Annotated in this window: 1 protein-coding gene; it reads right to left on the reverse strand. The window is 62.6% G+C overall.

What is annotated here, in order from left to right:
• Positions 1-115: 115 nt before the first annotated feature.
• On the reverse strand, positions 116-15,232 hold the full coding sequence (locus tag O4H62_RS10425) for an Ig-like domain-containing protein (protein WP_269387525.1): 15,117 nt from the start codon (positions 15,230-15,232) through the stop codon (positions 116-118).
• Between the last annotated feature and the right edge of the window lie 71 nt (positions 15,233-15,303).

Genomic DNA, 15,303 nt, shown 5'->3' on the forward strand with positions numbered 1-15,303 from the left:
GTCCGCGTACCCGAAACAACCTGCCTCAAAGCACTACAGCGTCACCTCAATCATGACGTGACGCTGTAGCATTTTGAAACCCGCCGCGTAAGCCCGGCCCTCGATCCGCTCGGGATCAGATGGTCACCGGCGTGTCCGTACCATCGTCGACCAGGATCTTGATCATATCCTGAGCGGACCCGAACCTGGCGATATCGACGAAGCTGTCTTCGCCGCCATCGACATCGACCTGAAGGATGGTGCCGGTGTCGTCGAGCTTGACGTAGTCGCCCACATTGTCCTGGTTTACCTCCGACCCGAGCAACTCGGAGAGATCGACTATGTCGCCGCCGATATCGTAGTCGGCGATCAGGTCCTGAATGCCGTTGTTGACAGCATCCGACAGAGCATCCGCATCGAAGACGAAGGTGTCGTCGCCGAGGCCGCCGGTCAGGGTATCGAAGCCCAGACCGCCGTTGAGGATGTCGTCTCCGTCGCCGCCAATCAGCGTATTCTTGTAAAGACCGCCGTGGATATCGAGATCACTGCCATTTGACTGGCCGTTGCCGATCAACTCTTCCACAACATTAACCAGATAGTTGCTCATTCCGTTGGAAGGACTGTTGGCAAAGCCGTCGCCAGTATGGTCGAGATTGGATCCACCTCCGAAATAAAATCCATCGTAGTGGGACCAATAATGGCTCATTGGGATCGTTGTGTAGACAATCGATCCATCGCCAACTTCGAGGCTAAAGCCCGCGACTTGGTCAGTGTTCTGAGACGTCAGGTGTGGCACGGCCCCTGCCGGGAGGCTTTCCAGGCTCATTGCGCCATGGATTGACCAATAGCCATCATCCAGATCGGTGTTGGAGATGATGCCGCCGGCCCCCTCGGCAAACCGCGAACTTGGATCGATATCCACCTCGGCGCTACCACCATAAAAGGAGGAGGTGATTCCAGCGCCGGGGAAGAATGTATCCCAAGTCTCCGATCCATCGAAGATGAATATTCCAAGACCGTCATCCACAGCACTCATGATATCAGCTTGGTTCGCTGCAAACTGGGATCGGCTACTGTAGTTATTGTTGTAAGCATCCAGCACCAGGCCATCCAGTCCTTGGATGTCCGCCGCACTCAACGACGTAACCTTGACGCCAACACCACCGGCTCTTGAAATAATGTCTTCCAAGTGTGCATCGATCGCGGCATTGCTGTTGGTGAAATAGCCGACGAGTTTCGTACTCTCATAGACATCCGTCACCGTGACCGTAACCGGCACGGTGGTCAGGTTGTTGACCAGGCCGTGATCGTCGACTTGGATCTTGAGATCCAACGACGGCTCGGTTTCGAAGTCCAAGCTCTCGCCCGCCTTCAGCCGCAGTTCATAGCTGCCCGGCGCGCCTTGCGTCGTGCTGCCGGTAGCCACGACCTCGAAGCGCGGATCGACGTCATCAGAGGCATTGAGCACCTTGAAGGTAAGCCCGCTGTCGGTGTCGATGTCGCTGACGTCGAAGCTGTGGATCAACGCACCCGCATCGTTCTCGGCGACTTCCGCGACATCCGAGCCACCGTTCACCGAGATCTGAAGGCTCCAGGTGCTTTCGTCCAGGTTCGGCGAACCCGCGAAGGTCCAGTCCGGTTGACCTCCAGCATTGGGGTTGTTTCCGAAACCGATATCTGGAGTGCCATTGTGGTTGTTCCAGGCAAACACAGTCTGCGGCGTGGGTGCGCTGAGATTGTGAATCTGGAAGCTGCCATAACTGCCGTTCACCGGCGTATCGGCAATATCGTAGGTCGAGCCGTTGCCGGTCAGGCCGTTGGGAACCGTCGTGCTGTAGTCGGAAGGCCAGATTTCGAGCCTTCCAGCGAAACCCGATCCATTGATGACGCCCGGATAATTGGAGTCGACCGTCATGTTGGTCACGTCACGCTGGATATAGATGCCATTGGCATTTGTCGGGACGGCCAGGTTCGCGGTCGTCAGACCGGGCCAGGCGTCGAACGAGACTTCGGCGTAATAGAGCGTTCCGTCGGTCCCTTCCGCTTCCATGCGATACTGAACGCGTTCGATAGCTCCGGTTTGATCGGCCGCAGCGTTGATCGTGTAGCTCGGCACTCCGCCCGAGAACGACGGGTTCTCTACCTGGTAGAGCAGGGTTTCCGATGGGATCACAGGCGCATCATTGACCGGGGTGACCGCCAGATCCACTGTCACCGGCGGCGTCGTGCTGGTACCGTCATTGACGGTGTAGGTGAAGCTGTCGGCGCCGTTGTAGTCGGCATCCGGCGTGTACACGAAGCTGCCGTCGGCATTGAACGTCAGTGAGCCGTGAGCCGGGCCCGTGCCCAGCGCCGCGGTCAGGCCATTGCCTTCGAAGTCGCTGTCATTGGCAAGAACGCCGGTCGCAGCATCGACGCTCAGCACGCCGTCCTCGGCAATCGTGTAGGCATCGGCGGCAGTTGCTGCCGGGAGGTTGACCGGCTGCTGGCCGGCTTCTCCCGCATGCTCGACGAAGGACGGAGTCCCATTGTCGAAGGTGAGGCTGGAGCCGTCGTCGAAGGTCAGCTTGTAGCTGCCGCCGCCGAGATCCTCGTTGCTGACGACCGTGCGTCCGGTGACGTCGACCAGATCTTCAGGCCGTGCCCCGGTGATGGTGTCCTGGCCGCCGTTGGAGACGAAGATGATGTGCTGCAGGCCATCGCCCGAGTTGCTGTCGACAAAGTCAGCCACGTTGATCGTGTCGTTGCCGGATGTTCCCCTGATGGTGATCGTCGAGGAGTCGAGATCGGTGGCGGAGAAGTCGCCGGAAATGGTCACGCCGAAGCCGGGCGCCGACGGAGACGCCGACGAGCCGTTGATGACGATGTCGTCGATGTGCTGCAGTTCCGCGATCACCGTGAAGCTGGCGCCGCCGTCGGTCGAGCGCGAGACGACGATCTCGGTGCCGGCCGCAAGATCCGACGGAGTCGGGAAGGTGCGGGTTTCATAGGCTGCCGCAGTTTCGATCAGGAACTCCTCGCCGGCGGTACCGGTGCCGACCGCTTCGAAGGTGTCGGTGTTGGTCACCACGCCGCCATCGACGATGTCGCGGCCGTCGCCGGGGGTCCAGATGATATGATCGTCGCCATCGCCGGCGTCGATCACGTCGTCGCCTGCACCCAGATGGATCACGTCGTCATGCTGCGTGCCGGTGATGGTCTGGGCCGCACCATTGGCGTCGTAGATCGAGACTTCCGGTGCAGAGCCCGTGAAGCTGTTGGCGCCGACGATCGCGCCGACATCGTTGGCGCCGGCATTGGCCGCACCAACGCCGATCTGCTCGACCACATTGTTGACGAAGCTGTTGCCGGAAATGTCCGAGGCGTCCGGACCATCGTTCGACAGGCCCACATTGTTGGCCTCCAGAACGTTGCCGGTGATCGTCGCATCCGAACCCGGGTTGATGTAGATGCCGGTGGCAAAACCGGTGATCTTCGAGCCGGTGACTTCCAGCCCCTGCGCATCGCCGCTGGCGGTCACGATGCCGCGCGCCGTGCCGAAGCCGCCGCTGCGTTCGATCAGCATGTTGGAAACGTCGATATTGTCGGCATTGACATAGACCCCGGCCGTCGAGCCGAGTGCCGAGCCACCCTCGAGGATCTGCAGGCCGTTGACCGAGCTGCCGTCCGCGCCGGGGGCGAAGCGCAGCATGCCGGTGAGCGAGCTTTCCGCACCGCGGATGCCGTCTCCGGCAATGTTCGCATTGGCGCCGATGATCGTCAGGTTGGCTGTCGAGACCACGACGTTCTCGGCATAGGCGCCTTCGGCGATCAGGATCGTGTCGCCCGCATTGGCGGCGTCGACCGCAGCCTGAATGGTTGCAAACCCGCCATTGCCGACCAGCAGGAAGCGGCCCGCGCCGGCACCATCGACAAACTCGACACCGGTCAGCGTGTCGGTGCCTTCGGTGGCGGTCGTGACCGTCCAGCCGCCGGCGCCATTGCTGGTGATGTTGAAGGCCGTAAGGGCGGTCGTGTACTGAGCGGTGTCGAGACCGTCGCCACCTTCGATGGTGTCGTCGCCCTCGCCGCCGATCAGGATGTCGGCGCCTGCGCCGCCGTCCAGCTCGTCGTGACCGCCGCGTCCGTCGAGCGTGTCGTCGCCCGCACCGCCGTAGTAGACGTCGGTGCCTTCCGAGCCGACCGGGTTGAGAACCGTCGTCTGGGAAGCCGGGTCAAGCCCGAGATAGTGATTGACCTCTTCGATGCCGCTGTAGCTGTTGGCATCCGCTCCGGTGTTCACGACATCGTTGGCGACCGGGATGACACCGTAGTCGATGACGCCGTAATCGGCATCCGAGAGCACGTTGTTGGTAACCGTCGAGCCATCGGCGTTCACCAGATAAATGGCGACGTCGTTGTTGCCAGTACCCGTGTAGCTGTTGCCGTCGATCTCGAGACCGCTGGCGTTGTACACGAGAATTGCAACCACGCTCCACGAACCGGCGCCGGTGTAACCGAGACCGCTGATCGTGTTGCCGATCAGCATGCCGGTGGAGCCGGCCGACATCTGAATGCCGTTCTGCGCCATGACCGCCTGGCTGACGGTGGTGATGGCGTTGCCATCGGTCGTCACGTCGGCGTTGCGGAAGATCATCGCGGTCTTCTGGAACTCGGTGACAGTCGAATTCGTGACGCTGATCGCCTTCATCGAACCCGCGCCATTGCTGACGAGGATCCCCTGGCCGCGCTGGTTGCCCGAAACCTGGCCCGTCGGTCCGTCGATCGGCGTGTCGCCGATCTCGCGAACCTGGACTTTGTCGATCGAGCCGGAGGCATCGACATAGGTGACGCCGACGAAGTCAGCACCGCCTGCGACCTGGCCGGCCTGCCAGTTGCCGTCGATGGTGATCGACTGGATATTGACGTTGTCGACACCATCCACGGTCATCACGCCATAGAGCGCCTTGCCGTTTTGCGGGTCCGTCGCGGTCTGCGCGAGGCCGGAGTCCGGTGCCTCGATGACCACATTGCCGACACCGACGACGGTCAGGTTGTCGGTCGTGATGACCACCTGTTCGGTGTAGGTGCCTTCCGCGATCAGGATCGTATCGCCCGAAGCGGCTGCATCGACCGCGTCCTGGATGGTGGCATATCCGCCATTGCCCACCAGGAGGAACCGACCGGCGCCCGCGCCGTCGACGATCTCGATGTTGGACAGGGTGTCAGAACCTTCCGCGCCGGTGGTGACAGTCCATTCGCCGGAGCCGTCTGTGCTGAAATCGGTCGCCGTCAGCGCGCTTGCGAAATTTGCCGTATCGACGTCCGCACCACCGTTGAATTCGTCGTCGCCGGCGCCCGAGGTAAACGTGTCGTTGCCTTCGCCGCCGTTGAAGACCACGCTGTGGCCGCTGGTAATGCCTGCGGCATTGACGGTGTCGTTGCCGGTACCGCCTTCCACCGTGATCGTCGAGGTTTCGAGCGCGGTCGACGAGAAGTCGCCCGCAATCGTGACGCTGTCGCCGGCATTGCCGAGATGGAAATCGATGTCCTCGATCTCGTCGGCCCGGATGGTCGCCGAACCGTCGGAAACGAGAATGTCGGTCGCATCCGAGCCGGTGTCCGGAACGATGTTGCTGCCGCTGGAAGCGACATTGACGGTGTACGCCGTCGAGCCACCGGTATTGGTGATGTCGAGCGTATCCGCGCCGGTTTCCGAGCCGCCGTCAACGCGGTCGTTGCCGTCACCCGTCGTCCACAGGAAGGTATCGTCGCCGGCGCCGCCGCGAAGCGTATCGCTGCCTGTACCGCCGATGATGGTGTTGTCCTGCGCGTTGCCGGTGATGACGTCATTGCCGCCTTCGCCGTCGATGTGGGTGATGCCGTCAAGCGTCGTCGCCGAGAAATCGAGCGTGTTGTGGTCGCCGCTGCCGTGGACGCTGACGTCCGCGAAGCCGCCGCTGCTGATCGTCTCGATGCTGCTTGTTGCGTCGAAGTTCTTGCTGATGCTGATTTCGACATTCGCCGCCGTGGCGATGACGGTGTCGTTGTCAGCTCCGCCGTCGAACGTGTCTTCGCCGTGGCCGAGGCCGATCTGGAAGACATCGTCGCCCGCACCGCCGTTGAGCGTGTCGTTGCCGGCACCACCGATGATGATGTCGGCGGCGTCCGTCCCGGTGATCACGTCATTGCCGCCCTCGCCATCGATCGTGTCGATGCCGTCGAAGGTGGTTGCCGAGAAGTCGAGCGTGTTGTGGTCGCCGCTGCCGTGGATGGTCACGCCGGCAAAGCCGCCCGCGCTGATCGTCTCGATGCTGTTTGAGGCGTCGAAGTTCTTGCTGATGCTGATTTCGACATTCGCCGCCGTGGCGATGATGGTGTCGTTGTCAGCTCCGCCGTTGAACGTGTCTTCGCCATGGCCGAGGCCGATCTGGAAGACATCGTCGCCGGCGCCGCCGTTGAGCGTGTCGTTGCCGGCACCACCGATGATGATGTCGGCGGCGTCCGTGCCGGTGATCACGTCATTGCCGCCCTCGCCGTCGATCGTGTCGATGCCGTCGAAGGTGGTTGCCGAGAAGTCGAGCGTGTTGTGATCGGCGCTGCCGTGGATGGTCACGCCGGCAAAGCCGTTGGCGCTGATTTCCTCCACGCCGCTCGCAGCATCGAAGTTCTTGCTGATGCTGATTTCGACATTGTCGGCCGCCGCCAGGATCCTGTCGGTGCCCGCGCCGCCGTTGAACGTGTCTTCACCATCGTTGAGACCGACGAGGAAGGTGTCGTCGCCGTTACCTCCCTGCAGTGTCTCGTTGCCCGCATTGCCCATCAGGACGTCGTTGCCGTCGCTGCCGGTGAGAGTGTCGTTGCCGCCGAGACCGAAGACCAGGTAAGGATTGGTTGTCACCCCTCCGGCCACTGTTTCGACGTCTAGCGTGTCATGGTTCGGCGTGCCGACGATCAGGTAGCTGGTTGCGATGGAGAACTCGCCGACGGTCAGGAACAGTTCGACATTCTCGAAATTGACGGCGTTGAAGCCGAGCGTCGAGAAGTTGAACACGCTTGCCGACCCGCCGGGCAGGCTCGCCACATAGGCGTTGAACTGCGCGGCCACAGCCTGGTTGGAAGCCTGCGCCAGCGTCATGTTGATACGCAGCGTATCGGTGTTGGCGCCACCGTCATAGGTGACGGTGCCGGTGACATTGGCGGTAAACGCCGTCGTCACGAAGTCGTTGCCGTTGGCGCCTTCGACGCGGCCGATATTGGTCAGCCTGGTGTTGGTGAAGTCGAGCGCATGACCGGTATTGGTGTCGCGGATGATGGTGTCGCCGGTGCCGACGAATTCATCCACACCGTCATTGCCGTAACCGTTGACGCCGATGACCGTGCCTGCGGCGTCAGCCTTGGCGATGGACACACCCGTGGCGTTGTTGGTGAAGGTGTCGGCGCCGTTGCTGGTGCCCGAATAGAGCCAGGTTGCGTCGGCATCGCCCGCATTGAGCGTGTCGTCGCCGTGGCCCCCGCGATAGCTGACCGCGCTGATGTTCGAGGCCGTGATGATGTCGTTGCTGTTGCCGCCGTCGACTTCGAAGCCTGCGCCGACATTCGAGAATGTGGTGCTGGAGAAATCGAGCACGTCGTTGCCGGTGGTGCCTTGCACCTCGACATTGGCATGACCAGCGACGTCGATCACGTCGACGCCGTTCACAAAGCCGTTCACGCCGACAATGGTGCCGTCGGCTTCGGCGCGGATGGTGTTGACCACGCCGTCACCGACAGCGTTGCCGTTGAAGATGTCCGAGCCGTTGTTGGTACCCGAATAGAGAAGCGTCGCGGCGTGGCTGGCGCTGATGTTGAACGTGTCGTTGCCATGACCGCCGCGATAGCTCAGACCGCCGGTCTTGTTCGAGGTGGTGATGGTGTCGTTGCTGTTGCCACCATCGATCTCGAAACCAGTTCCGGTTCCGGTGAAGCTCACTTCCGAGAAATCGAGCACGTCGTTGCCGGTGGTGCCCTGAACCTCGACATTGGCATGACCAGCGACGTCGATCACGTCGACGCCGTTCACGAACCCGTTCAGCCCGATGATCGTGCCGTCGGATTCCGCCCGGATGGTGTTGACCACCAAGTCGTTGGCCACGTTGTCGTTGAAGGTGTCCGCGCCGTTGTTCGTGCCCGAATACAGGAACGTCGCCGCCTGGCTGGCACTGATGTTGAACGTGTCGTTGCCGTGGCCGCCGCGGTAGCTCAGACCGCCGGTCTTGTTCGAGGTGGTGATGGTGTCGTTGTTGTTGCCGCCATCGATCTCGAAACCAGTTCCGGTGCCGGTAAAGCTCACTTCCGAGAAGTCGAGCACGTCGTTGCCGGTGGTGCCCTGCACCTCGACATTGGCATGGCCCGCGACGTCGATCACGTCGACGCCGTTAGCAAAGCCGTTCAGCCCGATGATCGTGCCGTTGGCTTCAGCGCGGATGGTGTTGACCACGCCGTCACCGATAGCGTTTCCGTTGAACGTGTCCGAGCCGTTGTTCGTGCCCGAATACAGGAAGGTCGCCGCCTGGCTGGCGCTGATGTGGAACGTGTCATTGCCATGACCGCCGCGATAGCTCAGACCGCCGGTCTTGTTCGAGGTGGTGATGGTGTCGTTGTTGTTGCCGCCATCGATCTCGAAACCAGTTCCGGTGCCGGTGAAGCTCACTTCCGAGAAGTTGAGCACGTCGTTGCCGCCGGTGCCCTGCACCTCGACATTGGCATGACCAGCGACGTCGATCACGTCGACGCCGTTGGTAAAGCCGTTGAGGCCCACAAGCGTGCCGTCGGATTCCACCCGGATGGTGTTGACCACGCCGTCATTGGCGGTGTTGCCAGCAAACGTGTCCGAACCGTTGTTCGTGCCCGAATACAGGAACGTCGCAGCCTGCGTCGTGCTGATATTAAAGGTGTCGTTGCCGTGACCGCCGCGATAGTTCAGGCCGCCGGTCTGGTTCGAGGTGGTGATGACGTCGTCATTGTTGCCGCCATCGATCTCGAAATCCGCCACCACGTTGTTGAAGGTGACGTCGGAGAAGTTCAGGACATCGCCACCGCCTGTGCCGGCGATCTTCGAGCCCGCCATGCCGAGCACGTCGACGGTTTCGACGCTGTTGTCAAAGCCGTTGAGGCCGACAATCGTGTTTGCCTCGGTGATGACGATCGTGTCCGAGCCGCCGTCGCCGGAGACAGTGTCCGAACCGTTGTTGGTGCCGGAATAGAGGAAGAAGTCGTCGCCTTCGCCGCCATTCAGCGTGTCGTTGCCATGGGCGCCGATAATGACATCGTTGCCGCCGCCGCCGTCGATCACGTCACTGTTGTTGAAGCCAAAGATGAGATCGTTGAAGTCGCTCGGTGTGCCGGAAACGCCTCCCGAGATAGACAACGGTGTGATTGTGTCATTGCTGTTGGTTCCAAGGATCACGTTCTCGAAGGATGCGGTGAAGCCGCCGATATCCACCAGGCCTTCGAAGGTCTCGAAGTTGACCGCGCGGAATCCGAGCGTGGTGAAGCTGAACGGTGTCGCCCCGCCCTGCGGCGCCGGAAGCGCAGCGTTGAAGGCGTTGAGCTCGGCGCGGATGGCCGGGTTGAGAACCTCGGCCAGCGTCAGCTTGATCTGCAGCGTGTCCTGGCCGGTGCCGCCGTCATACAGCGTGTTGCCGGTGAAGCTGCGCGAGACGGTGATCAGGTCGTTTCCGCCCTGGCCCAGAACGCGCGCGATGTCGGTGAGCGTCACGCCCGAGAAGTCGAGCGCATTGGCATTGTTGTCGCCCTTCACGTCGATATTTGCAAAGCCGTTCGCCGAGAATTCCTCGATCCCGTTGGCCGAGCCGAAATCGCCCAGCAGGCCGATATCGGTGTTGTTGGACAGCGCCACCACCGTGTCGGTGCCGCCGGCACCGCTGTCGGTGAAGTTGTCGTAGCCGTGACCGGTGCCCGAGACCTGGTAGGTATCCGAGCCCTCGCCGCCGTCCAGCGTGTCATTGCCGGTATTGCCGCGGATCGTGTCGTTGCCAGCAGTCCCGATGATCGTGTCGTTGCCGCCCGCGCCATCGATGAAGGCGATGTCGGTCAGCGTCATGCCCGAGAAGTCGAGCGTGTTGGCAGAGCCGTCGCCCGAGACATAGACGCCGGTCTTGCCATTGCCATCGATCGCCTCGATGCCATTGCCGGAGTCGAAGTCGCCGGCAAGCCCGATGCGGGTGTTGTTCGACAAGGCCACGATCGTGTCGACATCCGTCACCCCGGTGCCGGTGTCGCCATAGCTGTCGAAGCCGTGGCCGCTGCCCGAGACCTGGTAGGTATCCGAGCCCTCGCCGCCATCCAGCGTGTCGTTGCCCGCACTGCCGCGGATCGTGTCGTCGCCGGCGGTGCCGATAATCGTGTCGTCACCATTGCCGCCATCGATAAAGGCGATATCGGTCAGCGTCATGCCCGAGAAGTCGAGCGTGTTGGCAGAGCCGTCGCCCGAGACATAGACGCCGGTCTTGCCATTGCCATCGATCGCCTCGATGCCATTGCCGGAGTCGAAGTCGCCGGCAAGCCCGATGCGGGTGTTGTTCGAAAGTGCAACGATCGTGTCGACATCCGTCACCCCGGTGCCGGTGTCGCCATAGCTGTCGAAGCCATGGCTGGCGCCGGAAACCTGGTAGGTATCCGAACCTTCGCCGCCATCCAGCGTGTCATTGCCGGCGCTGCCGCGGATCGTGTCGTCGCCGGCGGTGCCGATGATCTTGTCGTCGCCGTTGCCGCCGTCGATATAGGCGATGTCGGTCAGCGTCATGCCCGAGAAATCGAGCGTGTTGGCAGTGCCGTCGCCCGAGACATAGACGCCGGTGTTGCTATCGCCATCGATCGCCTCGATGCCGTTGCCGGAGTCGAAGTCGCCGGCAAGCCCGATGCGGGTGTTGTTCGACAGCGCGAGAATGGTGTCCGTGCCGGCGGTGCCGGTATCGGTGATGCTGTCGAATCCGTGACTTGTGCCCGAGACCTGGTAGGTATCCGAGCCCTCGCCGCCGTCCAGCGTGTCGTTGCCGCCATTGCCGCGGATGGCGTTGTCGCCGTCATTGCCGGTGATCACATTCGCCGAGTTGTTGCCGATCACGTCGAACGGCGCATCGCCGAGCAAGGTCAACGTCGTCACTCCCCCGCCGAGCGTGAAGGTGTTGCCGGTATCGTCTGCGCCGCCCTCGATGCGCATATTGTCGTGGGTGATAGTCAGCGATTGTCCGGTGATCGTGCCGGCGATGTTGATCCTGTATCCGTCCGCCGCGTCTGCGTTCGCCGCGGCCAGCGTATCGTAGGTGTCGACCAGATGATCGTACTCGTCGAACAGATGCACGGGCTTGCTCAGGTCGAAGGTCTTGTCGCTGAACTGGAGGCGCTCAACCGAAACATGTGCGGTATCGGTGCCGTCGTCGCGGGCGACTGTATCAGTGTCGGTGATCGTCACCTCGCCGGTGGCCGAATCGATCGTGATGGCAAAGCCGGTGCTGGCGCCGCCATGGATATAGGTGTCGGTACCCGCTCCGCCGACGAACCGGTCGTTGCCGACGCCCGAGGTGAACTTGTCATTGCCGTCATTGCCGTTGAAGTCGATGCCGACCTTGGAATCCGGGTCCGTGCCCGTCATTGCCGCGGCGTTGACAACATCGTTGCCGGCTCCGCCTTCGATGGTGATTGTCGAGGTCGCGACCCCGGAAGCAACGAAGTCGCCGGTGATGTTGACCGTGTCGCCGAAGGCCGAAAGCGTCAGTTCCACTTCCTCGACATTCGTGACACTGGCCGTGTCGGTACCGTCGCTCACCGTGAACCCGGCTCCGGGCGCATCGAGCGTGATGGTCTGTGCCGCGCCGCTGTCGTTGACGACCCGCAGCACGTCGCCGTCGGTTTCTCCGCCCGTACCGCCGTCGATCTGGTCGTTGTTGGCGCCATCGGCAACCGACCAGATGATGACGTCGTCACCCTCGCCGCCATCGATGGTATCGGCGCCAGCCCGGCCACGAATGACATCATTGCCGTCGGTGCCGGTAAGCACGTCATTGCCGGCCAAGCCCTGCAGCACCGAAATCGGCGCGCCTGCGGCGTTGTTGATAAGCGACGTGAAGCCGGTGGAGAGATCGATCGTTCCGCCGACGCTGTCGAAATTGACCAGACCCCACGGTGCGCTTGCATCGAGGCTCACGTCGGAGATGGAGATCCCAGCGAGTTGGGCGATCCGGTAGAACGCGATCAGGTCCTGTGCGTAGCTTCCGCTGATGTCGAGATTGTTGAGCGTCAGCGTGCCGGCGTTGTCGTATGGTCCGATCCCCGCGGTATCCAGGCCGTCCTGGTGGCCGCGCCACTGGATCGCCTTCTGCGCGCCGGTAGCCGGATCCCGGATGATGACGCCCTCCAGGGTCAGGTTGCCGTTGAAGCCGAAAAGCAGGATGTCGCCGCGGCCGTCCGGTCCCGAAGTCTCGGTCGCATTGCCGTAGAACTCCGAATTCAGGATCGAGATCGACCCGACCGTGTCGCTGAGCGTCGGCGTCACGCCGTTACCGGCCCGGATATAGGCAAACCCGTCGAGCTGCGCACCATGGATGGTGACGCCATCGAGCGTGACCGAGGATTGCGCCGGATTGGTGGTGTTGGAGGTGACGTAGATGCCGTAGTCGTTGCCGGCTGCATCGATCGTCAGGTTCTCGAATCGGAGGCCCGCGTCAAGCGTGCCCGATGTCGTGATCTGGCCCTCGATGGTGACCGCGCCGATGCCGGCGATGGTGATGGCCTTGCTGACGGTGACGTCGCTGTTGCCCGCACCCGACCAGGTGCCTTCGGCGATCAGAACGGTGTCGCCGTCGACGGCCGCGTCAACCGCGTCCTGGATGGTGGCATAGCCGCCGTTTCCGACCAGCAGGAAGCGGCCGGTTTCCGCACCCACGGGATCGGTGCCCTCGACGATCTGCACGCCGGTCAGCGTGTCGGTGCCCTCGCCGAAGCCGGTGGCGTTGATCTGCCAGCCCGGGATCACGCCCGCCGTCGGATCGGCATCCGCAATCACCGTGAAGTTTGCCGTCGTCAGCACGCCGTTGAACAATGCCGTGTCGGTACCGCCGCCGCCGATCAGCGCGTCGTTGCCGGCGCCGCCTTCGAGCGTGTCGTTGCCGATTTCACCCGCAGCGCTGCCGCCCGGCTTGTCGGCGCCATAGAGCTGGTCGTCACCGTCGCCGCCGCGCAGCGTGTCGTTGCCGCCCTTGCCGATGATCCGGTCATTGCCCGACGTGCCGGTGATGGTCTGGTCGACCGCCGGCTGGCCGTTCTTGTCGCCCTGGATCTCGGTGTAGATGTCCAAACCGCCAGGCAGCGTGATGGTGAAGCCCGACACGTCGATCGTGCCGTCGGCGATGCCGTCGATGTTGAACAGCGGACCCCAGTTGCTGACCGCGCCCGACAGGTTGAGGTTGGTGACCGACAGCCCGTCGATCTGGTCGAAGTTGAAGATCGCGATCGGGTTCTTGTGGTACTCGCCCGTCACCGTCACGCCGTCGAACACCACCTGGCCGATGTTCGGCTCGTTCGCCGGAACCGGGTTTGCGTTGTTGGCATCAAAGAGACCGCCGGTGATTTCCACCGCATTGTCCGGACGGCCGGCCGGGCCGGCAACGCCGGAGGTGCCTTCGAATGTGACGTTCTGGAAGGTCGCGTCGCCGTCATAGCCGAACAGCTTGACGTCGGCGGTGTTGCCCGAGCCCGAGCCGTTGCCCGAGAACTGCGAGTTGCTGACAACCAGCGCATCCATGGCCGGGGTTCCGGACGGATTCCCGGCGTCGGTTGCAAAGATGCCGCGATCGGTGAAGCCCGAGATCGAGCCGCCGTCGAAGCTCAGCGTGCCGATGGCAGCACCCGCGCCAATGTTGATGCCCGTGGTCGCAACGCCTGCGCCATCGAGATCGATATTCGCAAACGAGATGTCGCCTGCACCGCCGGTGATGTTGACCGCGGTGCCGTTGGCGCCGGGCGCGATGTCCGGATTGCCTGCACCGACATCGACGCCGATGAAGCTCAGCGCCTTGCCGACCGTCAGGCTCTCGGCATAGTCGCTCGCCCGGCCGATCACCATGATGACGTCATTGGCCGACGCCGCATCGATCGCAGCCTGGATCGAGGTGAAGGCGCCGAACTCGCCGTCGATATCGACGATGTGGACAACCGCGTCGTTGAACACCAACGTCTCGACCGCGCTCAGCGTGTCGGTGCCGTCATTGCCGTTGGCTCCAGGCTCGTTGTCGGTCACCGTAATAGTGCCGGCAACGTCATCGAAGCTGATCGAATGGCTCTCGAACGTGCCTGCGTAATTGGCGGAGTCCGCCCCTGAACCGCCATCGATCGTGTCGTTGCCGGTTCCGCCGGTGAGGCTGTCGTTGTCCTCGTCGCCATAGAGCTGATCAGCCCCGGATCCGCCGGAGATTTCGTCATCGCCAGTGCCGCCGTGGATCTCGTCGGCATTGTTGCCGCCATTGAGGATGTCTGCGCCGGCATCGCCGTAGATCAGGTCCTCGCCGCTGCCACCGTTGATGGTGTCAACGCCATCGCCGCCACGGATCTCGTCATCGCCGCCGCGGCCATGGATGGTGTCGTTGAGATCGCCGCCATAGACCGTGTCATTGCCTTCGCCGGCGTCAAAGGTCTTGCCCGGGCCGTATTCGCCGGCGAGATCATCCCCGGCATTCGGCAGGGTAACCACGTCATCGCCGTCCATGGCGTTGAGATAGTTGCCGTCCTGCGCGTCGGCGGCGGTCAGGGTTGTCAGGTCGACCGTCTCGCCATTGTCGGTGAACAGCACGTCATTGGCGCCGTTGACGGTCACCGTGATGGTCTGGGTCGCAGTGCCGCCCTTGCCGTCGGCAACTTCAACCACATACTCGATCTGAACGGCTTCTCCCGTCTTCAGGTAGTCGAAGAAATCGTCGCTTGCGGTGAATTCCCAATTGATGCTGCCGCCGGTGGTTGCGGCGGTCGAGGAGGCCGAGCCGGTCACGCTCATCAGCGCAAGCGCCGCCGCATCGAAGGCCGCGGCGGACAGGTCGCCCGTGCCGCCGGCCAACCGGGTCGCGGACACCACCTGGAAGGTCTGTGTATCGGTGACATCAACATCGTTGAAGGCCAGCGATCCGGTCAGCGAATCGCCGGTCAGCACGCCCTGTCCCGCAGCACCCGCCACGTCGACGGCTTCCGCATAGGTGACAGCGACAGGACCGTCGGTGATCACCGGTGCGTCATTGGTGCCGGTAATGGTGATGGTGACGTCGACCGTGTCGGTCGCGCCCTGCGGGTCGGTTA

The sequence above is a fragment of the Parahoeflea alexandrii genome (genome assembly GCF_027214025.1).
Classification (GTDB): domain Bacteria; phylum Pseudomonadota; class Alphaproteobacteria; order Rhizobiales; family Rhizobiaceae; genus Hoeflea; species Hoeflea alexandrii_A.